This is a genomic window from Nicoliella sp. ESL1113 (assembly GCF_058509245.1).
On the sequence record NZ_CP196387.1, the window covers coordinates 815850 to 839839 of the forward strand.

A 23990-nucleotide genomic window follows, 5' to 3' on the forward strand; every position below is an offset into this window, starting at 1 on the left:
TTAACTATCTAATAGAATTGGGGCAATAATAATGAGTAAAGAATTAGTTTTTGGACACCAAAATCCAGATACCGATGCAGTTAACGCAGCCAAGGCATTCGCATACCTACAAAATAAGTTAGGTCACGATGTTGAAGCCGTTGCATTGGGCGAAGTCAATGATGAAACGAAGTTCGTCTTAGATTACTTTGACGAACCAGCACCACGGGTAATCACGGCTGCTAAGCCAGAAGTCGATTCCGTAATGTTAGTGGACCATAACGAATTCCAACAAAGTGTCAGTGACATTAAGGATGTTACCATCACCCACGTCGTTGATCACCACAAGGTGGGTAACTTTGAAACTGAAAAGCCACTTTACATGCGTGAAGAACCACTAGGTTGTACTAGTACGATCGTCTACAAGCTCTTCAAGGAAAACAACGTTGAAGTGCCTGCAAAGATCGCTGGTCTAATGCTATCAGCAATCATTTCAGATACTCTATTATTACAATCACCTACTACCACTGATCAAGATCGCGATGCAGTGGAAGCATTGGCTAAGATTGCCGATGTTGATTACAAGGATTATGGGATCAAGATGTTAAAGGCGGGAACGAACGTTGACGCTAGTTCCGCTGATGAATTAGTCGACCAAGACGCTAAGTCATTCACGATGGGTGGCAAGAACGTGCGGATCGATCAAATTAATGTTGTTGACCTCCAAGATATCCTAAAGCGGACTGACGAAATTAAGGCCGCCATGGAAAAGGCTAGTGCAGCAAACGGTTTTGATCTTTACTTGGTATTAGTTACCAACGTCTTAGACAGTAATTCTGCATTGATCGTTACTGGTGACCCTAAGGATGCGGTTGAAAAAGCCTTCAATGGTAAATTAAACGATGCCGATGTAATGAACTTGCCAGGTGTTGTTTCACGGAAGAAACAAGTGGTTCCTCCATTAACCGAAGCATTCGAATAATCTTTGAACTAAATAGTAATTCAGTTGACCAGTTTTAACCATCCCGTGGTGGTGAAAGCTGGTCAATTTGTATCTAGCAGTTCTTACTTTAAAATTGTAAGCATATCATTTGCAATTAATCTCGAATTATTTAAACTATTAATATGTAGTGTAAGATATAATTTTTACGGGGGGATTTTTAAATGACTGAATACGATAAAAGTAAATTAACTAGAGAACAATACGATGTTACCCAAAACGCGGGAACGGAAGCCCCATTCAGTGGTAAGTACGATAACTTCTATGAAGACGGCCTTTACGTTGACGTGGTTAGTGGACAACCATTGTTCACTTCTAAGGATAAGTATGACTCTGGTTGTGGGTGGCCTGCATTTACGAAGCCCGTTAATGATCAAAATATTAAATCAAATCTAGATACGTCCTATGGGATGGTTAGAAACGAAGTGCGCAGTAAGGATGCGAACTCCCACTTAGGGCACGTTTTTCCAGATGGACCTAAAGACCGCGGTGGCCTCAGATACTGTATCAATTCCGCTGCGCTTAAGTTCATCCCCGTTGATAAATTAAAAGAAGAAGGGTATGGAGAATACCTCAAAGACTTTAAATAATGCTTTGCAAATGTGAATAAATCTAAAATGAAAAGAGTGATTTGAATGGAAACTGCAATTTTTGCTGGGGGCTGCTTTTGGTGTATGGTAAAGCCCTTTGATACGATTCCTGGAATTGAAAAGGTGGTCTCAGGTTATACAGGTGGTCACGTTGCCAACCCAACGTACGAACAAGTATGTAGTCATACGACTGGGCATACCGAGGCTGTCAAGATCACCTTTGATCCAAAGAAAATCTCATATGCTAAGTTAGTGGAGATTTATTGGCATCAAACTGATCCAACCGATGCATCAGGACAATTCCAAGACCGTGGTGATAGTTACCGCCCAGTGATCTTTGTGAACAGTCCTGAACAAAGAAAGATCGCTGAAAAATCCAAGGAAGATTTACAAAACAGTGGGATGTTCGATCAACCGATCGTGACTCAAATTGAAGATGCCAAACCATTTTATCCTGCTGAAGATTATCACCAAGACTTCTACAAGAAGGATCCACTCCGTTACGTGATGGAAGAAAGTGGTGGCCGTGAAGCCTTCAAGAAACAACACTGGAATGAAAAATAATTAAAGCTTTGAAAAAGTACCGTTGAATCGAACAATTCAACGGTACTTTTTTATTTATAAATAATTATTCATCAAAACGAATAATTTTTCAAATAGCTACCACTTAAGTGACACAATTAACTTTTTCAACTCGCAAAAATGCAAATAAATTTAAATAACCATACATCCCTACCACCATGGCATTTAAGAACGTTAATATTTTTATATCCAACCTATTTAGATAGTGCTATAATACTTTATGTAACAAACGTAACTTTATGTACGAATGCATTATATACAATATACGCATAAATGTCCCTAAAGTTATACACTATCAAAAGGAAGTGTCAATTATGTTCAAAAAAACAAGCAAGAATTTATTACTATCTTCGACTTTTGGATTCCTAGCAATTGCTGGAACGACTGGTTTATTAGCCCACGCTGATTCAGCAGCAACTCAACAGTCTGCAAACGTTGCCGTTACGCCGGGCAGTCTCGTAGCTTCAGCATCTAACATTACTTTTACAAGCGTTGCCGTATCTGACATCGCTAATAGTAGTACGGCTGCTAAAGCCTCCTCTGCATCCCTTGCGACCGATGATAATCGTGGGTTAGGAGCAGTCGGGTGGAACGTTACCGTTGCCGTAAGTTCATTAACTGATGGAACTAATAAAAATTCCTTGAACGGGAGTATTAACTTTGCACCTACCGCTGCCGATAATGGCGCTACCGTTAATCAAAACGCCACTGCTAAGATCGGTGACAATTCTACCGTTCAAGTCGTTCAAGGGAGTAACGAAGGCCATACGATCACGAACTTGAATCCTGTTTTGAACTTGAATCAAAACGCAAGCGTTGTTGCAACATCATACTCTGCTTCCATTAACTGGACCATTAACGGAAGTACAGTTAATTCGGCTGCGACTAGTGCATCCAACAATGACTAGGATCAATAATGAAAACCAAGCTTAAGCGCATCTGTTTGTTAGTTAGTATTTGCTTTGCAACGAATTTATTGGGGTTTGGCCAAACGGGGCATGCGGATGATGGCAATGATAAGTTCAGCTATTCGGTAGCGATCGATGATGCTAAGAATACGTCTGCCATTCAACAAAAGGTCAAGCCAGGCGAGGTTTTGAACGTTAAACTGGTCTTTGCCAACAACAGTGGTCAATCGCAAAAATTAAAGCTGAATTTCAATACCGCTGTTACTGGTGATAACGGTGTAATCCAATATAACTTTAATAATTTAAAGGACCGTTATTTTGGTAGTGTCAATTTTAATCATTTGATCACAGGCCCTAAAGAAATCGAATTAGGCCCGCACCAAAAGGTGATTAAACAATACACGCTTACCGTGCCTAAAAAGAAATTTGATGGGGTGATCGCTGGTGGCTTTTACGTTACTCAAGGAAGCAGTGGGCATCAAAGTCAGCAATCAGGGGTCAGCTTTAAAAACACGATCGCGTATGCCATCCCGATCGTGTTGCATGAAAATGACCGCATCATTAATACTAAACTTGGGTTACACAGCGTATCAGCAAAGATCGATTATGATTATCCAACTGTTATCGCTAAACTCGATAACTTAACGCCAACGATGTTCGGCCAAATGAATATCAATGCTAAGGTTGTCGATAATAACACTAATAAAGTCGTATTCAAACAGCAACAAGCCAACATGAACATGGCACCACTAACGCGGATGAGCTATCCGATCGTTTTAAATCGAAAGTTGAACGCTGGAAAGTATAAATTGCAGTTAGCAATTACTTCTGGCAAAGCCCATTGGCACTTTCAAAACGATTTTACGATCGATGCAAAGATAGCTTCAGCAACGCAAAAACAAGTCCATTCCAAATCGCATCCACCAATCTTAATTTATCTGTTATTCGGTGGATTGGGGATGGCTGCATTAATGGTAGGGGTCTACTACCTTGGCAAACACAGAGCCTAAATATTTTAAACCAATCATTGAACATTTCAAAGCTGATGTTTAATGGTTGGTTTTTATTATACAAGTAATCAAGATAGGGATATTAGGGATGTTTTGATTTAAGGCCAGTTCGACTAACTGGTCGACTGCAATAGCGAAACTGAGCACTGAGCGCCTCTTATGCATTTTTGCTTATTATGTATATATCACGGTTATTTACTAATAGTGATACTGAAACGTGATTATAAAAGCTTTTATAATCATATCTCAAAAACATATCATCGTTTTAATGAATTAGTTAAAAATAATGATATAATAATCATCAGGTGGTGATTATAATGGCAGAAGAAAAAGTATATCCAATCAAGGATGATCAAACACTACGGGATGTAGAGGATACGTTATTGCATAACTTCGCTAAGAGCGGACCTAGGAACTATATGATCTTTCAACTCGGTAAAGCAACTTTACTCCGTTGTAGCGATGTAATGAAATTAAAGTATTCAGATGCATTCGATATAGATGGCATCTTAAAGGATAGCAGTTACATCCATGATCAAAAAACTGGGAAGCAAAACCGTTTGTATCTAAAACCAGTCGCCAATGATTTATTACAATATCAACAATGGCGACAAAAGCTGCTTAGAGATCGGCATCAAAATTCTGAATGGCTCTTTCCTTCGATCATGTATCCAGATCGGCATATTACCGTCAACCAATTTTATAAGATCATGCAACGAACAGGAGAATTATTAGATATTGATTATCTTGGTACCCATACCATGCGTAAAACGGGCGCATATCGACTCTATGAGCAGACTAACCATAATATTGCATTGGTGATGCAGTCATTGAATCATTCTAGTGAGGCGATGACATTACATTACCTCGGATTGGATGAGATCACAAAAAGAAGTATTTTTGATACGATCGATTTTGGTTAAATAAAAACACCTTAGAAACTCTGATTTCTAGGGTGTTTTTATTTTAAGCTTCATTTAAGTTTATTAGCCATTTCCTAAAAACATTGTACATTCCCTTACGTTGAATAAGGTTTGTTTGCGTTCGGTTAAAAGTGATTCCAAATGATGCCAGAATCAAATATACTAATGTCAATTCAAGAGGAAAGAAGGAATTCAACATTAAAAATAAACTATTGATCAGTATCCTCTCAATCGCTTTAGTGGTACCAATTGCTGCTAAGTGGGTCTATCAACCGCAACATCTGGTCACAATTAGAAATGAACGTGACGATAATTAATAGCAAAATATAAAAGCAAAGGAAGTCTTTATTATGAAAAGAAATCATAAGAACATTCTAGTTTCCATTTTATTAAGTGCTTCATTATTAGGATTTACCGCCACTCCGATCAACAAAATTCAAGATCCGTTGGTCCATGCCGCCATGGTCCAAAACAATAAACCAAGTGCCAAACCTGATTCTAAAAACTCATCCTCAAGTTCCAGTAGTGCTGATATCACGGGTGACAAGACCGTCACTAGTAATACGACGCAAAGTGATGCTGATTTTAGCACCAATCAGAAAAATAAATCCGCTGTGTTAGTCAAAAATGGTGGGAACTTGACACTCAACAATAGTGTGATCGCAAAAACAGGCGAAACGACTAGCGAGGACAACAGTAATTTTTTTGGCCAAAACGCCGGATTACTAGTTACTAGTAATGCGACGGCCACTGTCAATGGGCTAACCGAGACAACAGCTGCTAACGGTGCGAATGCGGTGTTCTCAACTGGATCGAATGCGACCATTAAATTGAACAACGCCAAAATCAATACCACAAAGGATTCATCTAGGGGCTTAGATGCCACTCAAAAGGGGAGCATCGTTGCTACTAACACTAATATTTCAACCAAGGGGAGCCATTCTGCAACGCTAGCCACTGATCGTGGGGGCGGGAGCGTTTCATTGAACACTGGTAACCTCAAGACAGCTGGGGATGGTTCGCCAATTATTTACTCCACTGGTAAAATCAGCGTTAAGAACGTTCAAGGAAACGCAAGCGATGCAGAAGCTGCTGTGATCGAAGGCGATAACAATATCAACGCTGCTGATTCCCACTTGACAGCCAACAAGAACAATGGTGTCATGTTGTACCAAAGTATGTCTGGTGATTCTAAAACAGGGACTGCCTCGTTCACAATGAAGGGTGGTTCACTGACATCTAAGGTCACTGACGGCTCAACGGGGACGACTAAGCATACGGGAGCATTGTTCTACGTCACCAACACGAATGCAAAGATCAATTTGAACAACGTTAAATTAACGAACGCATCTGATATATTGATTAGAGCCGCTAGTGATCGGTGGGGCAATAGCAATAGTAACGGCGGTAAACTAGCATTCACCGCTACCAAGCAGACCTTGAACGGAAACGTTGAAGTGGCTGCCAAAAGCTCAGTTGCATTGACCTTAAGGGATGGTTCTAGTTTATCTGGAAGTATCAATAATGCCGATAGCAGTGGCTTAGCAAAGCTAACGTTAAGTGCAGATAGTAGTTGGAACGTCACCAAAGACTCTTATTTAACGGCTTTAGTTGGCAGTAAAACTTCAATTAAGAACATCAAATCAAATGGGCATAACGTTTATTATGATAAAAGCAACAGTAGTAATGCCTGGCTTGATGGGCAAACTTATAAGCTAACTGGTGGCGGCAAACTAATGCCGAAATAATTAGTGCTAAGTTCAAACAGTTGCTTTACGTCATATTATGATTATAATGTAGTTAATAATTAATATTGTTCGAAATAAAGAAAAGATGAGTAAGTTAAGTTATGACCTATAGAGAGATGCGGATGGTGGAAAGCATTGGTCTTGCTTGATTGAAGATGGTCTTTGCATCCTTTAAGTTACTGAGTTGAATTATGAAGTAACTTCGGAGCCTTCCGTTAAGAAGTTAAAGCGTGGTAGTTTTATAAACTATCAAAATAAGGTGGTACCGCGGAAAAGAGTGCTTTCGTCCTTTTTATTAGGGATGTTAGCGCTCTTTTTTTAATTTAAAGGAGGAATTCAAATGGCAAAAGTTGCAGTTATTACTGGTGCAGGACAAGGAATTGGTGAAGGAATTGCTCACCAATTAGCAAAGGATGGGTTTGCAATCGCTGTTGCAGATATTAACGCACAATCCGCAGTGAAGGTCGCAAATGATCTAAAGAATGCAGGCTATTCAGCTCATGCTTATACGGTCGATGTTTCTGATCGAAAAGCGGTATTTCAATTAGCGGCGGATGCGGTCAATGATCTCGGTGAACTAGCCGTGTGGGTCAACAACGCTGGAATTGCGTTCATTGATTCGATCGTTGATTCAGACCCTGAGAAGTTCGAACGATTGATCGACGTGAACTTAAAGGGTACTTTTTGGGGCATTCAAGCCGCTGCCAAGCAATTTTTAAAGCAGGGCCATGGTGGACGAATCGTAAACGCCGCCTCGCTAGCCGGGGTCGAAGCTTCCGCATTGCAAAGTGCTTATTCAGCATCTAAGTTTGGGATTCGTGGGTTAACACAATCCGCAGCAAAAGAATTAGCAGCAGATGATATCACGGTGAACGCTTATAATCCAGGTGTGGTCAGAACCCCAATGCGGGATGCAATCGATAAGCGTACTTCTGAGATCAAGAACATCCCAATCGCTAAGCAACGCGCCAACGTCTTAACCGAAATTGACCGCGGTCGTGAAGCATTACCAGCAGATGTTGCCAACGTCGTATCTTGGTTGGTATCGCCAAAGACAGAATACATTACCGGCCAATCGATCATGGTCGATGGTGGGATGCACTACCTCTAAAAAACAAAATATTAATTCCAAATCGACGGTTCGTTCAATCACGGATCGTCGATTTTTTAATCCAATTATCATAATCGATATAAATGGGACAAAAAATGACATATTTAAATATACATCTTGTAAGCCCTAAATAGTCATTTTAATGCATAAAAGACGCTGATAATACATAAAATGAATAATCAAACAATTAAAAGGAGATTAGAATTGACATTTTAATCTTATGATTAGTATAATTAATACTAATTTAATCATTTGTGCAGTTCAAAGATGATTCGATGTTATTCTTTTTCACATTGAGGAGGCTCTTGATGCAACCATTTAAAATTATTCCAGTTGGTGATCAAGCACTGTCGATCAATTTTCCAAATCAGATTGATGAATCGATCAACCAACAGATTCAGACCTTAGTTAAAGCAATCGAGCAATTGCAAATCAGTGCCATTCAATCATTAGTTCCGGCCTACCATACCTTAATGATCACATTTGATGCCCTTGAAATTAGCTATCAGCAGTTACAAGAACGCCTAACCCCACTATTGAATGATGATCGCTTGGCATCAAAGGGACCGCGGCGAATATTACAGATTCCGGTTTGTTATGAAGCTCCTTATAATCCTGATTTACAAGCAGTGGCTGATTTTGCAGCTACGACTCCAGAAAACGTCATCAAACTGCATACCGACCGACCGTACTTAATTTATTTTATGGGCTTTTTACCGGGGTTTGCTTACATGGCCAGCGTCGATAAAAAGATCGCGATGCCACGTTTAGCCACCCCGCGCGTTAAAATTCCAGCCGGAAGCGTTGGGATTGCTGGGATTCAGACCGGTTTTTATCCAGTCGATGCGCCCGGTGGTTGGCAGTTGATCGGTCGGACCCCGATAAAGTTGTACGACCAACAGCACCCCGAATTATTTTTTCACGCTGGTGACTTCGTGCAATTCTTTTCCATTACCAGCCGTGAATATGAACAGATCAAAGCTGCAGATCAGCAGGGGACTTATACAGTAAAGGTGGTAATCGAGAATGAATAATTTAGTCGTTCTAGACGGTGGTTTGCAAACAACGGTGCAAGATCTGGGCCGTTTCAACCATCAAATCGATGGGTTCCCAACTTCGGGATGGTTAGATGCAGATGCAGCTAAGCTAGCCAATTTGTTAGTTGGTAATCAGCTAACGGCCGCCACATTGGAATTTTGTCTCCTCGGTGGCCGCTACTTATTTCAAGCCGCTACGTTCATCGCCTTTACCGGTGGCCAGTTCCCGCTAACTTTGAACGATCAACCAATTAATAGCGACCAGGCGATCCAAGTCAAAAGCGGCGACGTCTTAACGGTGGGGGCGGTCCAACGTGGTCGCTATGGATACCTAGCAGTTGCCGGGGGAGTCTTAGAGCCCCTGGTAATGGGGAGTCGCGCTACCACAACGCGAATCCGGATTGGAGGACACCTGGGGCGAAAATTGATGTCAGGTGATCGCATCCCCATTGGCACGACCCAACGCTTAACTAGCTTCGCGTTCAGAAAAGTTCAAAAGCCACAATGGCCGGCCACTGATGAAGTTTTGACCATTCGGATCACTAAGGGTCCTCAATGGGCATTGTTCGACCCAAAGGACACTGAATTGTTCATCAACAATTCATATCAAGTTGGCCCAAATGCTGATCGGATGGGGTATCGACTGGCCGGGAATCCGATCGAAATGGGCGTTGCCAATATGCTATCAGAAGCGACGCCCTTAGGGGGGGTTCAAATTAGTTCAGATGGAAAACCGATCGTTTTATTAGCGGATCGCCAAACGACCGGTGGATATCCAGTAATCGGGGTCATTATCTCAGCTGACCTGCATAAGTTCGTGCAAAGCCAGCCCAAGCAGTTGATCAAGTTTCAATTAGTATCACTAGCGGATGCTCGAGCTAAGCTTTTGGAACAACACGAAAGCAGCCAAAGACTAGCTGAGCGGTTCGAACAACTCAGGTTTAAGGCCCCGATTGGAATTAACCGAGGGGCTGCCCAACGCATTCAGACGTTATTTCAATAGGAGGAATTTAGATGGACTTAAAGGTCGTAAAGAAATTGATTCAATATTTAAAAAACAATGGCTTAAGCGAAATCACTTACCGCAGTGGTAACGATGAAATCACGTTAAAACAGGAATTAAAAAATCCTGCCCAGCCGAATCCAGACTTAGTGAGTCAGACTCCGCCACCGGCTGCAAAATCAGCTAGTGCTGAAACGCAGGCAGACAACGTGATCAAAGCGCCACTGGTGGGCGTCTTCTATGCTGCTAAGTCCCCAGATGAAGCTCCATTCGTAGCCGTCGGTGATTATATCAAGGCGGGGGATTCGATCGGGATTATCGAGGCGATGAAGGTAATGACACCAATTAAAGCCGATCGCTCAGGAGTCGTCACTAAGGTATTGGTGGCCGATGGAGAAGAGGTGGAATACGATGAACCACTTATTCAAGTCAAGTAAACCCGTTACCGAGTGGCCGTTTCATAAGTTATTGATCGCCAATCGGGGTGAAATTGCGGTCCGAATCATTCGGGCATGCCGTGCTTTGGGGATCAAAACGGTCGCAGTCTATTCAACTGCGGACAGTAAGGCGCTGCATGTAAAACTAGCCGATGAACGGGTTTGCATTGGCCCGCAAAGTGCTAAGCAGAGCTACTTGAACATGGCCAACTTAATTGCAGCTGCCAAAATAACCGAGGCGGATGCCATTCATCCAGGGTATGGTTTTTTATCTGAAAATCCAGAATTTGCCCGCCGCGTTGTTGAAAGTGGCATCACCTACATCGGAGCGGATGCCAAAGTCATTTCCCTACTTGGCAATAAGGAAGCCGCCCGCAAGACAATGCATCAATATGGGATGCCAATCGTCAAAGGCAGCCCGAATGCGGTAACGAGTGTGGATGTTGCGGCTGCCCAAGCCAAATTAGTGGGCTATCCAGTCATGTTAAAAGCTAGTTCTGGTGGTGGCGGCAAGGGGATGCGCATTATTCCGACCGCCGCTGACTTTGCGGCTAACTTTAACATCGCTCAAGAAGAAGCAATCGAATCATTTAACGATGGGCATATGTACATTGAACAATACTTAAAACATCCCCGCCATGTTGAAGTGCAGATCATTGCCGATCAATTTGGGCACGTGGTTTCAATCGGCGAGCGTGACTGTACGATTCAATCCCACAATCAAAAGGTAATGGAAGAAGCGCCCGCCGTTGTCTTAAACCCAGCTGATCGTGAAAAGATGCTCTCAATCTGTGAGGCAGTGGTCGCCCCGCTGCATTACGTCGGGTTAGGCACGATCGAGTTCTTATACAACGGGCCAGGGCAATTCTACTTTATGGAGATGAACACGCGGATCCAAGTGGAACACCCGATCACCGAATTGACCAGTGGAATCGACTTGGTCCAAGCGCAGTTGATGGCATCCGCCGGTGCCGAGTTAGCAGAGCAACGGCCTGTTGAAAAGGGCTTTGCCCTGGAATGTCGGGTTACGGCCCGCTCTGCTGGGCAGATCACTGGCTTACACCTGCCAGGTGGCTATGGGGTGCGGGTTGATAGTGCACTGTATCAAGGATATAAGGTCCCGCCATATTACGATGCAATGATCGCCAAGATAATCGTCTATGGCAATCAGCGTTCCCAAGTCATAAAACAGATGCGGGCGGTCATTGATGAGACCGTGGTGGCTGGGATTGATACTAACTTGAATCTATTAGCGCAGATCTTAGCCGATGCAGACTTTGAAAATCTCAATACGGATGTGAATTGGCTAGATAACAAAATTACACTCGCTAATCAGGAGTAGGAGGCAACGCAGATGACAATTAACAACACAAAAATTGCATTAACCAAGTTAAGTCCCGTCGAATTACGGCATTTAATCCGAAGTGGTGAATATACTGGCCAGACTAGCGGGTTATGCACTGGATACACGCAGGCCAATTTAGTCATCTTACCGCGTGAACTCGCCTATGATTTCTTATTGTTCACGCAACGCAACCCGAGACCCTGTCCCGTTTTAGAGGTCAGTGACGTGGGGAGTAAAAAGTTAGTGGACTTTGCGACTGATATTGACTTAGCTAATGATTTTCCGAAGTATCGGATCTATCGGGATGGTCAATTAGCCGCCGAAACTACATCGGTAGCAGATATTTGGTCGGATGACTTCGTCAGCTTCATCATTGGTTGTAGCTTCTCATTTGAAGCCGAATTGATTGCTGCTGGGATCGAAGTGCGAAATATCAGCGAGCACGTCAACGTTCCAATGTTCAACACCAACATCCCGTTGAAACCAGCGGGGGCGTTTCACGGGCAGATGGTGGTCAGCATGCGGCCGATCAAAGATGAATTAGTGCCGATCGCCGTTCAAGTTACCGCTAATATGCCTAAGGTGCACGGGGCGCCGATTCAAATTGGCCATCCCGAAGAAATTGGCATCACAGACCTACAAAATCCGGATTATGGGGATGCAGTGACCATCAAGCCTGGGGAAACCCCCGTCTTTTGGCCATGTGGAGTGACACCACAAAATGCGATTATGCAGACCAAACCGCCGCTGGTGATTACGCACGCACCGGGGCATATGTTAGTGACCGATGTCATTAATTCAACATTAAAATATTAATAAGGGAAGTGTTAGTAATGGTTGCGATTGATTTGAACAGTGATTTAGGGGAAAGCTATGGTAGATACGATTTAGGAAATGACGCTGAAATCATCCCGTTGATCAGTGCATGTAACATTGCATGCGGGTTTCATGCGGGCGATCCCAACGTCATGCAACGCACCGTGCAATTAGCCGAGGCGGCAGGGATTGGAATCGGGGCGCATCCCGGTTTTCCTGATTTAAATGGCTTCGGACGGCGGTACATGCAAATGGACATGCAGGCGGTTACCAACATGGTGACCTACCAGGTAGCGGCGTTAGCTGGTTTTACGAAAACGCATCGCTTGCACCACGTGAAACCGCATGGCGCGCTTTATAACGCAGCCGGCAAAGACATCGAGCTAGCCCGCGCAATTTGTCAGGGCATCCAAGCCGTTGATCCCAATTTATTGGTATATGGCCTAGCCAACAGTCAATTAGTCACTGCAGCCAATGAATTAGGGTTACCAGTAGCCCAAGAAGTCTTTGCAGACCGAAACTACCAAGCCGATGGGAGCTTAGTGCCACGTTCTAAACCCAACGCCGTCTTGAGTGACCCCACCGCAATTGCGCATCGGACCGTTCAAATGATCAAAGAGCAATCCGTTACGGCCATTACCGGGGAAACCGTTGCATTAAAGGTGGATTCGATATGCGTGCATGGGGATAACCAAAAGGCATTGTCAATCGTACGGCAGTTAGTTACCCAGCTTAAAGCAGATTCGATCGACATTGCGACGGTTTAAGTAATCGAATAATTGATAGGGGGATGAATTAACATGGACAACAAAGCGAATCCAGTCACCAACAACCACAGTAAAAAAATGAGAAGTGTTGCGATGGGGGCCGCGTTCTTAATGGCAATGGCTGCCGTAGGCCCTGGTTTTTTAACTCAAACAGCGACTTTTACTGGGAAATTGGGTGCTAACTTTGCGTTTGCAATTGTAATTTGTATCGTCATGGATATAATCGTTCAATTGAACATTTGGCGAATCATCGTTGTTTCAGGCAAACGGGCGCAGGTGTTAGCCAACGAAGTCTTTCCAGGCTTAGGATACTTACTTTCAACATTAGTTGCGGTCGGCGGGCTGGTCTTTAATATCGGAAACGTCGGGGGTGCTGGCTTAGGGCTGAACGTTTTATTTGGGATTTCACCAGAAAACGGGGCCGTCATCGCAGCAGTAATTGCAATTTGTATTTTTATCGTTAAGAATGCATTGAAAGCAATGGATCGAACGGTTCAGCTCCTGGCAGTTATCAAGATCGGGATTTTGATCTATATTCTATTTGTAACTAAGATTCCATTCCAAGCAGCTGCTACCCATGCGTTTACGCCAACCCACGTTGACTTTTACTCAATCGTGACCATCGTCGGTGGGACCGTTGGTGGATACATTTCATTCTCAGGTGGCCACCGCCTCTTAGACGGGGGTGCCAAGGGTGTTAAAGATATCAAATACATTAATGAAGGGGCATTGACAGGGATTACATTAGCTTCAATCATTAGAATCATGCTCTTCTTAGCTGGACTAGCCGTCGTCGTAGAAGGCTTTAAACTAGACCCAGCCAACCCCGCAGCTTCTATTTTTCTACATGCAGCGGGGAACTTTGGTTATAAATTCTTCGGGTTGTTATTGTTTGCTTCAGGGATGTCTTCTATTCTAGGATCAACCTTTACATCAACATCATTTCTGGACTATGCAGTTAGTGAAAAATCAACGGCACTGTTTAAGAAATACCGTAATGCCATTATCATTAGTTTCATCGTATTTTCGACGATCATTTTCTACTTTATCGGAAATCCCGCTAAGGTACTCGTGTTCGTAGGAGCATTAAACGGCTTCGTGCTGCCAATTGCATTAAGCATCTTATTAATTGCAGTTCGCAGAAGTAAAATCATGGGAAACACATATCATCATCCAGTATGGCTGACAATTACCGGATGGCTCGTCGTTATTTTTATGGCATATGCCAGTGTCGATACATTATTAGAACTATTCTAAGAGACTAAAAAGATCGCCTTAAGCTGATTGTGAATGCTTAAGACGATCTTTTTTATTTATTATTAAGTGCAACTATTTTCAGTTAGAAAATTAAAGCGCCCAGTTAATTTTAAATAGCTGGACGTAATAATCTAGATTAATTGATATATCTTCTCTTTGAATTAAATATATCACATAAATTTATATTTTCAATCAAAATGATTGAATTTAATAATTACTGCATTTGTTGTTGATATTTCAATTTTAGATATAACTTCAGATAATATATATTATGTAAAGTAATATAAATTAATTGAAATTGTAAATCCCTATTCATTCGGTAATTAAAAATCCAGCAACCAAATTTGATTGCTGGATAACTAAATTATTTTCTAAATCGATTGCCTAAAGAAATAATGGTTTTGTTTTTAGATATTAAATACATAATGATAACTTGAATTACGACTGTGAAAATTTCCTTAATGAACCTGGAAATAAAAATCACTTCAAACGGAACGTGATTCAAGATTACCACCCACAACGTATTTAAAAGCAAGTTGACTAAAAATACTACAATTAATTGTGATATAATAATCGATTTTAACGTTGGTTTTCGGTTAAAGAAAAACAATCCGAAAATAACCCCAGTTAAAATTGCTGATAGCGTGAACCCTGGAAAGTATATTTGTCCAGAAGTTATCGTTAAAAAGATATCAGCAAATCCACCGATGGTCCCTGCCCAAAACGGACCGAACCACAGTGCAATTAAGAAAGTAGCAATGAACGCAAAACTAAATTGGATCTTATTGGGAACCAAATAGAACGTAAATAAACTACTTCCTAAAATTAACCTAATCGCAGTTAGTAATCCTAAAATCGCAATTCCACTTGCGCTAGGTTTGGCAAAAATTTTCTTTTGTGTATGCAAAAGAGACATCTCCTAAATAGAGCTGCCACTATAATTGTGGCGAATGCGGGACTAATATCGCAAACGCATCGTTTTTCGTCCAAAGTTCACATTCCGTTCCAATGGCACTTGACGCATTAATCCCTACTCCGAAATATTTTATAATAATTTTAAAATTATTATAATATCTTTTATTTTACACGCAACCATAAAGATAATCAAACCCATCTGTTACTTATCAAAGTCGCGCATCCAAGCCAACGCTAGTGATTTATTACCTAGATGGGCGCCAACCACAGGGCCAAAATAGCTTTGGGTTACAGATAGATTAGGATACATCGTTTTAATTTTATCTGTCCATGCTTGACCATCTTCTGGATCGTTTCCATTGATTATAATTACCCGAATCGGATAGTTTAATTGGTTAGTTCGAGTTGCAAAAATTTCTTCAGCACGTTTTAAAGCACGCTTACGTGTACGGACTTTATCAAATGCAACAATTTTATTACTTTCATCATCGAACGTTAATAACGGCTTTATATGAAGCAAACTACCAACCATCCCCGCGGCATTTGACAATCTACCGCCCTTGACTAAGTTCTTTAAATCATCAACGACAAAGATTTCATCAATCGTTGCCCTTAAGGCATCTAATTCACTAATGATTGTTTCTAATGATTTACCAGCTGAAACCATTTCAGATGCTGCAATTGCTAGATATCCCATTAATTTAACTGTAATTTTGGAATCATATGGAATAACTTTAATATTACTAATCGTAGGAGCAATTGCCATTAACTGGTTATAAAGTCCTGAAATGGTGCTTGATAAGTGAATACTAATAACAGCGTCATACCCTTCTTGAGCTAGTTGATCATATAGTTCGATAATCCGCCCGGTCGCTGGTTGAGCCGTACTGGGAAACTCTTTTGCTGTTTTTAATTTATGATAAAATTCTGGAGTGTCGATATCAACACCTTCATCATATGTTTTACCATCAATAATCACTGAGATTGGTAAAATATGAATATTATATTTAGCAAGCTCATCCTTAGATAAATAAGCAGTACTATCAGTTACAATTGCAATTTTCATGTATTCATCAATCCTTTAATTTTTTGCACTTACGCTTCCATTATAACATTAATGGCTTTTTTGTTATAATACAGTTATAAAATCATACTGAAAGTAAGTGATCAAAAGTGTCATTTGACGGAAGTTTTACCCACTCGATGGTAAAAGAGCTCAATGATAACCTCAAAGGGGGGCGAATTGCTAAAATCAATCAACCCTATCCAAATGAAATCATTATTACAATTCGTTCGAATCGAAAAACATATCCCCTTTTACTATCAGCGAACCCTAGCTATGCGCGTGCCCAAGTAACGAATATTCCATATGTAAATCCCCCAGTCCCCACTAACTTTAATATGACGCTTAGGAAGTATCTAAGTGGAAGTGTGCTAACCGAGATTACTCAATTACAAAATGATCGAGTAATGCAATTACACTTTACGGTTAGGAATGAAATCGGTGACCTTAAATCAATGGTCTTGATCATTGAAATTATGGCTAGGCACAGTAACGTTATCTTAGTTGACGGCTCTGATCGGCGAATTATCGATGCAATTAAACGAATCGGCCCTGACAAGAGTCGCTATCGGACGATTTTACCAGGGACAGAATACATTAATCCCCCTAAGCAAGACCGCTTAGACCCATTTCAATTTAATGATGAATCAATGTTAAAACAATTAGTTAATGATTTTCCGAACCAAGATGTTTTAGCCAGTGAATTACAAAAAACATTTCAAGGATTGGGCAAGGATACAGCCAATCAATTAGCGCGTTTTTTACATCAACCAGGCGAATTAGGCGCACACTTTACCCAATTTTTCGATCAGTTCAATTCCCCCACCGCAACCATGATCGAAAAAGCCAAACCAGATTTTTTACCATTCATTCCAATTGGTGTTGATTCACCAACCAAACAATATGACTCGTTAAGCACCCTTTTGGATGATTATTATCAGACCAAAGCACAAAAAGATCGGGTGCGAGAACAAGGTGGGGTCTTGATCAAGGTAACTAGAAATGAACTGAAAAAGAATCGAACTAAGTTGAAAAAGTTACGTAAGACCATTGATGAAACCAAGTTTGCTGATGATTATCGAATTAAGGGTGAGATTCTTACTACTTACTTGAATCAAGTTCACCACGGAGCCAAAATGATCGAGCTGCCTAACTTTTATGATAATAATCAACCATTAAAAATTAAACTAGCTCCTGATAAAACCCCTTCACAAAATGCCCAGTGGTATTTTAAACAATATCAAAAAAAGAAAAATGCGATTCAATTCGTTAATCATCAAATTGAATTGACCAATGGTGAGATTGATTACCTTGAGAGCATTGTCTCTCAGATCGAATTAGCAGAACCTAGTAATTTAGTCGACATTAAAGCCGAATTACAACAAGGTGGTTATTTACGTGATCATGAACATCAAAACAAGAAAAAACAATTAAAACGTCAAATTAGCCAACCTGAACAGTTTAAAGCTAGTGATGGTACAACGATCTTAGTTGGAAAAAATAACCTACAAAACGATAAATTGACCACTAAAACAGCTGATAAACGTGATACTTGGTTGCATACTCAAAAAATTCATGGCTCCCATGTGATCGTGCGTTCTTTTGCCCCTAGTGATCAGACACTTTTTGAAGCGGCCATGTTAGCTGCTTATTATTCTAAGGGCCGTGATTCTGCGAACGTCCCCGTCGATTACGTTCAAGTTCGCCATGTTAAAAAGCCTAGTGGTGCAAAGCCAGGGTTTGTCATTTATGAAGGCCAAAATACACTTTACGTTACCCCTAACCAAAAGATCGTTGAAGAACTTAGGGCTAATAATCATCAATAAAAAAAGAGCAGTTTTGACTGCTCTTTTTATTTGGCATCAGGATCAAAGCTAATCTTAGCCCCCACTTCTTGATTGGTCGAGCCCACTGCTTGATCGATCTTAAGATCAATGAATGGAAACGTTGGATTCATTTCAGCAAACGGTAAAAATGATAGTTCCCTAAAGGTTTTATCCAAATCGTCTGAAGTTAAGTTATCAGTATATAATTTTATTAGCATTTTAATCCAGTTAACGTTGGAAATACGATTTAAGAATATCGTTTCAATAATTCTGATCGGTCTAATCCCAACGACTTTAAAAAGCCCCTGGTCGGCCAACACTAAGATCTGAACGAGGCCCTTCCAATAGGAATTACTAATTAGCTCCCGTGCATCCCCAATCAAAGGTTCTAACTCATCGATAGTAATGTCATAGGGGAATGCTAAGTGAGAAATATCTTTTAATTCGTGGTTCTTACCAGAAGCTAATTTGACCGTATTAATAAAGCGACTTTCTTCCTTCGTTACAAAGAAATTCATAGCAAAGCTCGTTTTTTGCGGAAGGGTCACCCCAGTTTCTTGATCAGGCGGTAACACCACAACGTTTAAATTCGGGTATTGTTTGAGTTGGCGAACTAAGTAATGCCGATTTCCTGGCACTACGACGATTTTAGGTTTCTCGATTTCTGCGATGTTCAAGATTGCACCGATTTGAATCGGTTCAATGTATTGCTTATCACTCAACTGTGGACTGAGTGAGACCGAGTTCGGGTTATTGTTCATAACGATCGTTTTATATCCCAATCGATGCATTTGAATCAATACTTCCGAAGTATAGTAATCGGCTGCTGAATTAGGACCCAGCCGATTTCCACCGCGCCCAATTACTAATGCTGAACGATCTGATAATTGGTGTGATTCGTTCTCGCGCTCAAAACTACTGTAAAAAGAATAAATCGATGGGGTTTCTTCCCCTGCTGATGGTTCGATCATCTTATAGGTTGGCAGACTATTATTGATCTTACCGAGGTATCTGACCTTATCTAAATCTGTTTGCCAAGCAGCGGCTAGCATCCCATCCCCGAACCCGCTGCGATGGGCGATGTGCATTGCATGCTCGGTTAACGGCTCGTTAACAACTAGGTTTTCGACCGCCAATAGCTTTTTGAAACGCTTAAAATAGAAGGGATCGATCTTGGTCAGTTCTGATAAATCTTCGACCGGGTAGTTCCGCCTTAAGGCCTCGATCAAAACTAAGATCCGACTTGCTTTGGGATGAATCAGCTGGCTGATCATTTCATCGTCACTTAACTCTTCCATATTGGGGAGTGCATCTCTAGGATTGAACTGTGAACTACGCATGGCCTTTAAAATCGCCTCTTCTACAGTTCGCCCGATTCCCACCGCTGAACCGATCGATTTCATTGATTGATCCAAGTGCTGATCAACGTTTTTCAGACTATCATAGGGCCAAAGTGGAATTCGAATTAAAATCCGATCCATTACTGGCTCCATGAACGTGGTCAATTTTGCATATTCATGTGGAAGGTGAATGTCTGCAAAGCCATTCCCTAGCATTAACTGTGCTGACACGTAATTTAAGGGATACCCAGTTGCAAGGGTGGCTAAAGCAAAGCCCCGATTGTAGTTCGGGCTGACCTTAGTAACAAAGTAATTATCATTATCAGGGTTCAGTGCAAAACTAACCTCACAGCTACCAATGATTTCTAGTTGTTCTAACACCTTAAGCGTTGCTTCACGCATCCGTTGATAAACAGAGTCGGTAATCGTTTGGATCGGTGAAACTGCGATTGAGTCTCCTGAATGGATTCCAATGGCATCGATATCCTCGACTCCGTTAATAATTAATTTAGTTCCGTTGGGATCACGGATGCCGACGATACTTAGTTCTTTATATCCTACAATGCTCTTTTCGATCACACACCGATTCAACGTCGAATCCGTGAATGACTCGGTCAATGCAATATCAAGGTCATCAAAGTTAGTACAAATCGTTCGGCGACTATTGATCGAAGAAAGGACTGGTTTAATAATGATGGGGAACCCCACTTGACGAACGAGATCAAAGGCTTCGGTATTCGAATGGACGATCGTAGATGAAATGATCGGTTCATTGATCTCCTTCATTAACTGACTGAATCTTAATGGGTTACCGATCAATTTCAGTGCCTGCTTAGAAAGGCCTAATAGTTGCACCGAATACTTGGCCAGTAATTTCATTTCAATCAATTTTTGACAGATTTTGATGGCGTTCGAACCCCCCAATGTTGGCAAAATTGCATCGGGATGTTCATTGCGAATGATACTGACCACGTTATCGATGTCCACCGTTTCAATAAAAGCACTGGCTGGTTGAATCTCAGTCGTCGCGATCGAATAAGGATTATTATCGATAACGATACTCTTGACGCCGACCCGTTTGAAACTAATGATGGTCTGAAAAACAGCAGCATCTAACTCGTTTTCTTGACCAATTTTGGATGGCCCCCCACCAATAATTAAAACCTTATGAATATCTTGATTGATCAACTTGTGATCACCTCCTTTGTGAACCGATGTTTTCTAGAAATTCATCGAAGATATCCGAAGCAATCGTGGGGCCAGGTTCACCATCTGGTGAAAATTGAACTGACAATGCAGGATAATCACGATGTCTAAGTCCCTGGACGGTCCCGTTATAAAGATCAATATACGTCGTGATTAAAATATCCTTGTTGATTGATTTATAGTCAACAGCATATCCCTGGGCCTGAGAAACGTAAATCACTTGATTGGTTATGATCTTTCGAACGGGATGGTTACTACCATGATGCTCATTGGCTAGTTTGTAGACCTTTGCGTGATTAGCCAATGCAAATAACTCGTGGCCGAGCCCGATTGCTAGCAATGGGAATTGGCTTTGTAATTCGCGAATCATTTGTAAAGTTGACTGGGGTAAATCAGCCGGATTACCAGGCCCCGTGGAAATAACGATCCCATCTGGATCTAAACTTAAGATCATTTCAATCAACGTGTTCCAAGGGACTACCACCACATTACATTTTCGTTCATCAAGGCGTCTTAAAATCCCCTGTTTTAGTCCAAAATCGATCACAATGATATTGAAACCATTGCCTGGATTCGGATACGGTTTAGGGGTCGCAACTTGTGAGACCTGCTGATTAGTCAATACGGTCGCATTTAGCTGGTCAAAAGCATGTTCATCATCAACATCAACAATGCTTGCCTTCATCGTTCCCTGCTTAGTGATGTGATGGGCTAATTCACGGGTATCGATTCCAGAAATCCCTGGAATTTCATGTTGTTTTAAAAACGTATCCAATGATTGCTTGTGTTGGTGATTATTAGTGGTATCAGAATACTCACGGGTAATGACCCCCTTGATACTAGTAATGATCGATTCATAACTCTTATGATTAATTCCTACGTTACCAATTGTCGGTTGGGTGAACACGATGATTTGATTATGATAAATTGGATTAGTAATGGATTCTTGATAGCCCATCATATTTGAATTAATAATGATTTCTCCAGTCGTGGTGGCAAGAGCTCCGAACGCTTCGCCAGGATACGATGAGCCATCCTCTAGGATTAAATAGCGTTTTGTCATTTTACTGCTCCCATCCAATTGCAGGATTACTTATTAACGATTTCAACAGCATCGCGTTTATCGATTTCTTGGACTGACACTTGAATTTTTTCGTTTTGAGCACTAGGGATGTTCTTTCCCACGAAATCAGCTCTGATTGGTAATTCACGATGTCCACGATCAACTAATACTGCTAATCGAATGCTGTTTGGTCGACCAAGTTCTGAGATGGCACTTAATGCTGCTTTGATCGTCCGTCCAGTGTACAAAACGTCATCCACTAAGATCACGTTCTTGCCTTCAACTGAAACGCGTTCATCACTTGCAACAACGGTTGGGGTTTCTTTAGCACTATCATGTTCAATATCATCCCGATACTTAGTAATATCCAATGCGCCAACTGGAACCTCCACATTTTCTAGCTTTTGGAGTCGATTGGCAATTCTCTTCGCGAGATAAATCCCCCGTGTCTTGATCCCTACGATCACGAGGTCTTTGATGCCCTTATTTTTTTCAATGATTTCATATGTGATTCTGGTCAAGGCACGTTGCATTGCCATCTTATCGATAATTACTTTTGCCATTATATTTTCCTTCCTTTAATAAAAAAGGCTGCTAATTCGATCACTCGAACAGCAACCATTTTTTCAGTGGTTATATACTATCAGAATATTTTAATTTCATCAGTTTGTCAATGCTAAGGCTGCTGATGACGCAATTGCTTAAGGGTTTTTTCAAAAATCGGTGGAATCGGGGATGAAAATGATAACTGTTGACCGCTTCTCGGATGTTTAAAACCTAGCACTTGGGCATGTAAGAATTGCCCATGCCCCTTAATCGTTTTACGGGGGCCATAGAGGGGATCGCCAACTAGTGGATGGCCAATCGACTTCATATGGACTCTAATTTGATGCGTTCGACCAGTCTCCAATTGACATTCGACTAACGTATAATTAGCGAATCGTTCTAAAACATGGTAATGCGTAATAGCATGCCTACCATTTGGGACAATCGCCTGTTTTTTACGATCCTTTTTATCACGTCCGATCGGCGCATCGATCGTTCCGTTATCATCCTTGATCACCCCATGAACCAACGCAACATACTTACGAAGATTTGTCTTATTCTTTAGTTGCTTTGATAATGATTCATGCGCCATATTATTCTTGGCCACCATGAGCAATCCAGATGTGTCCTTATCGATGCGATGAACGATTCCAGGCCTCAATGTCCCATTGATGTTAGAAAGTGGCGTATGATACAAAAGTGCATTTACCAACGTATGGTCAGGATGGCCTGGAGCGGGATGCACGACCATCCCCTGTGGTTTGTTAATGACGATTACATCCTCATCTTCGTAAACGATGTCTAATGGAATTGGTTCGGCAGCTAAAGCCAACTTCTTGGGTTCTGGAATCATAATAGTGATTTGATCGCCCGCTTTGACCTCATACTTGGGCTTAACTGGCTGTTGATTTACCATAATATTTTGTGATTGGATCAAGTCTTTAGCTCGTGAACGGCTGAGCTCAGGAGCTAGTTCCGAGCAGACCTTATCAATGCGTCCCGATTGATTAGTAATTTTAAATGATTCCATTATTGTTTAGCACGATCTTTCTGCTCACTCTTCCATAACATCAATAACAATAAAATGACCCCAATTGTTAAACATGCATCAGCAAAGTTAAATACGAAATTCAAGAATGGTAAATTCAATTCAACTTGAAACATATCAACTACATAGCCGTGAATCAATCGGTCGATGAAGTTACCGATCGTTCCAGCTAATAGGAACGTGATCGTTAACGCATAACCAAATTTTCGATGCAGCTTGAATAGATAATAAAACATCACCAATCCAGCAATGATGGAAATGATAATAAAAAAGTTCATTTTCCCCTGTAACATGCTCCATGCAGCACCGTGATTATGGAGATTAGTCAATGCGATGACCCCTGGAATCAATTGATCACTTTGGCCTTGAGCCATTGAAATCGATACCCAGGCTTTGATCCCCTGGTCAGCACCAATTAGGATCACCAAGAGCCCAAAAATATATATAAAAGGCATTCATAACTTCCTTTC

The 23990-nt window shown here is 41.4% G+C and carries 23 protein-coding genes, 1 riboswitch and 1 other annotated feature; of the genes, 16 read left to right on the forward strand and 7 right to left on the reverse strand.

Annotated features, from left to right (window positions below):
• Positions 1 to 31 precede the first annotated feature (31 nt).
• The 15 genes from ACSYTJ_RS03555 (at position 32) to ACSYTJ_RS03625 (ending at position 14513) form a co-directional block, all read left to right on the forward strand.
• Complete coding sequence (locus tag ACSYTJ_RS03555) at positions 32 to 961, forward strand: manganese-dependent inorganic pyrophosphatase (protein ID WP_491716251.1); 930 nt, start codon at positions 32 to 34, stop codon at positions 959 to 961.
• Between the two features lie 182 nt (positions 962 to 1143).
• Entirely contained in the window at positions 1144 to 1569 is a 426-nt protein-coding gene (gene msrB / locus ACSYTJ_RS03560) for a peptide-methionine (R)-S-oxide reductase MsrB (RefSeq protein ID WP_491716252.1), read from the forward strand.
• Positions 1570 to 1614: 45 nt separating this feature from the next.
• A complete protein-coding gene (gene msrA / locus ACSYTJ_RS03565; RefSeq protein WP_491716253.1) occupies positions 1615 to 2133 on the forward strand; it encodes a peptide-methionine (S)-S-oxide reductase MsrA in 519 nt (172 codons plus the stop codon).
• A 332-nt stretch (positions 2134 to 2465) separates the two neighbouring features.
• A complete protein-coding gene (locus tag ACSYTJ_RS03570) occupies positions 2466 to 3059 on the forward strand; it encodes a hypothetical protein (RefSeq protein WP_491719500.1) in 594 nt (197 codons plus the stop codon).
• Between the two features lie 8 nt (positions 3060 to 3067).
• Positions 3068 to 4069 (forward strand): DUF3324 domain-containing protein, encoded by a 1002-nt coding sequence (locus ACSYTJ_RS03575; RefSeq protein WP_491719501.1) that lies wholly within the window; start codon positions 3068 to 3070, stop codon positions 4067 to 4069.
• A gap of 317 nt (positions 4070 to 4386) precedes the next feature.
• Positions 4387 to 4992, forward strand: a complete 606-nt coding sequence (locus tag ACSYTJ_RS03580) for a tyrosine-type recombinase/integrase (RefSeq protein WP_491719502.1) — start codon at positions 4387 to 4389, stop codon at positions 4990 to 4992.
• A gap of 350 nt (positions 4993 to 5342) precedes the next feature.
• A complete protein-coding gene (locus ACSYTJ_RS03585) occupies positions 5343 to 6740 on the forward strand; it encodes a hypothetical protein (RefSeq protein WP_491719503.1) in 1398 nt (465 codons plus the stop codon).
• Between the two features lie 68 nt (positions 6741 to 6808).
• Positions 6809 to 7034, forward strand: a binding site (T-box leader).
• A gap of 46 nt (positions 7035 to 7080) precedes the next feature.
• A complete protein-coding gene (locus tag ACSYTJ_RS03590) occupies positions 7081 to 7851 on the forward strand; it encodes an acetoin reductase (protein ID WP_491719504.1) in 771 nt (256 codons plus the stop codon).
• A 308-nt stretch (positions 7852 to 8159) separates the two neighbouring features.
• Positions 8160 to 8885 carry a 5-oxoprolinase subunit PxpB gene (gene pxpB / locus ACSYTJ_RS03595; protein WP_491719505.1) on the forward strand — a complete coding sequence of 242 codons (726 nt, stop codon included), beginning with the start codon at positions 8160 to 8162 and terminating at the stop codon, positions 8883 to 8885.
• The gene (locus ACSYTJ_RS03600) at positions 8878 to 9891 is read left to right on the forward strand and encodes a 5-oxoprolinase subunit C family protein (protein WP_491719506.1); all 1014 of its coding nucleotides are present in this window, start codon (positions 8878 to 8880) and stop codon (positions 9889 to 9891) included. Before pxpB ends, ACSYTJ_RS03600 begins: the two co-directional genes overlap by 8 nt.
• A gap of 11 nt (positions 9892 to 9902) precedes the next feature.
• Complete coding sequence (locus ACSYTJ_RS03605; protein WP_491719507.1) at positions 9903 to 10328, forward strand: acetyl-CoA carboxylase biotin carboxyl carrier protein; 426 nt, start codon at positions 9903 to 9905, stop codon at positions 10326 to 10328.
• Positions 10303 to 11670, forward strand: coding sequence for an acetyl-CoA carboxylase biotin carboxylase subunit (locus tag ACSYTJ_RS03610; RefSeq protein ID WP_491719508.1), 1368 nt, complete (start codon positions 10303 to 10305; stop codon positions 11668 to 11670). The genes ACSYTJ_RS03605 and ACSYTJ_RS03610 overlap by 26 nt, the downstream gene beginning before the upstream one ends.
• A 12-nt stretch (positions 11671 to 11682) precedes the next feature.
• The gene (locus ACSYTJ_RS03615; RefSeq protein ID WP_491716264.1) at positions 11683 to 12489 is read left to right on the forward strand and encodes a putative hydro-lyase; all 807 of its coding nucleotides are present in this window, start codon (positions 11683 to 11685) and stop codon (positions 12487 to 12489) included.
• 17 nt (positions 12490 to 12506) lie between these two features.
• Positions 12507 to 13256, forward strand: a complete 750-nt coding sequence (locus ACSYTJ_RS03620; RefSeq protein ID WP_491719509.1) for a 5-oxoprolinase subunit PxpA — start codon at positions 12507 to 12509, stop codon at positions 13254 to 13256.
• 33 nt (positions 13257 to 13289) lie between these two features.
• Positions 13290 to 14513: an NRAMP family divalent metal transporter gene (locus ACSYTJ_RS03625; protein ID WP_491716266.1), complete on the forward strand. Its 1224-nt coding sequence runs from the start codon at positions 13290 to 13292 to the stop codon at positions 14511 to 14513.
• Between the two features lie 364 nt (positions 14514 to 14877).
• On the opposite strand, the gene ACSYTJ_RS03630 is transcribed toward ACSYTJ_RS03625, so the two are convergent.
• Positions 14878 to 15420 (reverse strand): folate family ECF transporter S component, encoded by a 543-nt coding sequence (locus tag ACSYTJ_RS03630; RefSeq protein ID WP_491719510.1) that lies wholly within the window; start codon positions 15418 to 15420, stop codon positions 14878 to 14880.
• Positions 15421 to 15455: 35 nt separating this feature from the next.
• A riboswitch (THF riboswitch) is annotated at positions 15456 to 15553 on the reverse strand.
• Positions 15554 to 15630: 77 nt separating this feature from the next.
• Positions 15631 to 16494: a DegV family protein gene (locus ACSYTJ_RS03635; RefSeq protein WP_491719511.1), complete on the reverse strand. Its 864-nt coding sequence runs from the start codon at positions 16492 to 16494 to the stop codon at positions 15631 to 15633.
• Positions 16495 to 16601: 107 nt separating this feature from the next.
• On the opposite strand from ACSYTJ_RS03635, the gene ACSYTJ_RS03640 reads away from it, so the two are divergent.
• On the forward strand, positions 16602 to 18317 hold the full coding sequence (locus tag ACSYTJ_RS03640; RefSeq protein WP_491719512.1) for an NFACT RNA binding domain-containing protein: 1716 nt from the start codon (positions 16602 to 16604) through the stop codon (positions 18315 to 18317).
• Between the two features lie 26 nt (positions 18318 to 18343).
• Here the strand turns inward: ACSYTJ_RS03640 and ACSYTJ_RS03645 are convergent, their stop codons facing one another.
• The 5 genes from ACSYTJ_RS03645 to lspA all read right to left on the reverse strand — a co-directional run bounded on the left by ACSYTJ_RS03645 (position 18344) and on the right by lspA (position 23975).
• A complete protein-coding gene (locus ACSYTJ_RS03645; protein ID WP_491716270.1) occupies positions 18344 to 20845 on the reverse strand; it encodes a carbamoyl phosphate synthase preATP-grasp domain-containing protein in 2502 nt (833 codons plus the stop codon).
• Positions 20846 to 20852: 7 nt separating this feature from the next.
• Positions 20853 to 21926, reverse strand: a complete 1074-nt coding sequence (locus ACSYTJ_RS03650; protein WP_491719513.1) for a carbamoyl phosphate synthase small subunit — start codon at positions 21924 to 21926, stop codon at positions 20853 to 20855.
• A 26-nt stretch (positions 21927 to 21952) separates the two neighbouring features.
• On the reverse strand, positions 21953 to 22489 hold the full coding sequence (pyrR, locus tag ACSYTJ_RS03655; protein WP_491716272.1) for a bifunctional pyr operon transcriptional regulator/uracil phosphoribosyltransferase PyrR: 537 nt from the start codon (positions 22487 to 22489) through the stop codon (positions 21953 to 21955).
• A 113-nt stretch (positions 22490 to 22602) separates the two neighbouring features.
• Positions 22603 to 23502: an RluA family pseudouridine synthase gene (locus ACSYTJ_RS03660; protein ID WP_491719514.1), complete on the reverse strand. Its 900-nt coding sequence runs from the start codon at positions 23500 to 23502 to the stop codon at positions 22603 to 22605.
• Complete coding sequence (lspA, locus tag ACSYTJ_RS03665; protein WP_491716274.1) at positions 23502 to 23975, reverse strand: signal peptidase II; 474 nt, start codon at positions 23973 to 23975, stop codon at positions 23502 to 23504. Before lspA ends, ACSYTJ_RS03660 begins: the two co-directional genes overlap by 1 nt.
• Positions 23976 to 23990 lie beyond the last annotated feature (15 nt).

What these genes read in the sequence shown, in the direction of transcription:
- ACSYTJ_RS03555 (WP_491716251.1), top strand. Translation starts at nt 32, where the DNA reads ATGAGTAAAGAATTAGTTTTTGGACACCAAAATCCAGATACCGATGCA.
- msrB (WP_491716252.1), top strand. Translation starts at nt 1,144, where the DNA reads ATGACTGAATACGATAAAAGTAAATTAACTAGAGAACAATACGATGTT.
- msrA (WP_491716253.1), top strand. Translation starts at nt 1,615, where the DNA reads ATGGAAACTGCAATTTTTGCTGGGGGCTGCTTTTGGTGTATGGTAAAG.
- ACSYTJ_RS03570 (WP_491719500.1), top strand. Translation starts at nt 2,466, where the DNA reads ATGTTCAAAAAAACAAGCAAGAATTTATTACTATCTTCGACTTTTGGA.
- ACSYTJ_RS03575 (WP_491719501.1), top strand. Translation starts at nt 3,068, where the DNA reads ATGAAAACCAAGCTTAAGCGCATCTGTTTGTTAGTTAGTATTTGCTTT.
- ACSYTJ_RS03580 (WP_491719502.1), top strand. Translation starts at nt 4,387, where the DNA reads ATGGCAGAAGAAAAAGTATATCCAATCAAGGATGATCAAACACTACGG.
- ACSYTJ_RS03585 (WP_491719503.1), top strand. Translation starts at nt 5,343, where the DNA reads ATGAAAAGAAATCATAAGAACATTCTAGTTTCCATTTTATTAAGTGCT.
- ACSYTJ_RS03590 (WP_491719504.1), top strand. Translation starts at nt 7,081, where the DNA reads ATGGCAAAAGTTGCAGTTATTACTGGTGCAGGACAAGGAATTGGTGAA.
- pxpB (WP_491719505.1), top strand. Translation starts at nt 8,160, where the DNA reads ATGCAACCATTTAAAATTATTCCAGTTGGTGATCAAGCACTGTCGATC.
- ACSYTJ_RS03600 (WP_491719506.1), top strand. Translation starts at nt 8,878, where the DNA reads ATGAATAATTTAGTCGTTCTAGACGGTGGTTTGCAAACAACGGTGCAA.
- ACSYTJ_RS03605 (WP_491719507.1), top strand. Translation starts at nt 9,903, where the DNA reads ATGGACTTAAAGGTCGTAAAGAAATTGATTCAATATTTAAAAAACAAT.
- ACSYTJ_RS03610 (WP_491719508.1), top strand. Translation starts at nt 10,303, where the DNA reads ATGAACCACTTATTCAAGTCAAGTAAACCCGTTACCGAGTGGCCGTTT.
- ACSYTJ_RS03615 (WP_491716264.1), top strand. Translation starts at nt 11,683, where the DNA reads ATGACAATTAACAACACAAAAATTGCATTAACCAAGTTAAGTCCCGTC.
- ACSYTJ_RS03620 (WP_491719509.1), top strand. Translation starts at nt 12,507, where the DNA reads ATGGTTGCGATTGATTTGAACAGTGATTTAGGGGAAAGCTATGGTAGA.
- ACSYTJ_RS03625 (WP_491716266.1), top strand. Translation starts at nt 13,290, where the DNA reads ATGGACAACAAAGCGAATCCAGTCACCAACAACCACAGTAAAAAAATG.
- ACSYTJ_RS03635 (WP_491719511.1), bottom strand. Translation starts at nt 16,494, where the DNA reads ATGAAAATTGCAATTGTAACTGATAGTACTGCTTATTTATCTAAGGAT.
- ACSYTJ_RS03650 (WP_491719513.1), bottom strand. Translation starts at nt 21,926, where the DNA reads ATGACAAAACGCTATTTAATCCTAGAGGATGGCTCATCGTATCCTGGC.
- pyrR (WP_491716272.1), bottom strand. Translation starts at nt 22,489, where the DNA reads ATGGCAAAAGTAATTATCGATAAGATGGCAATGCAACGTGCCTTGACC.
- ACSYTJ_RS03660 (WP_491719514.1), bottom strand. Translation starts at nt 23,502, where the DNA reads ATGGAATCATTTAAAATTACTAATCAATCGGGACGCATTGATAAGGTC.
- lspA (WP_491716274.1), bottom strand. Translation starts at nt 23,975, where the DNA reads ATGCCTTTTATATATATTTTTGGGCTCTTGGTGATCCTAATTGGTGCT.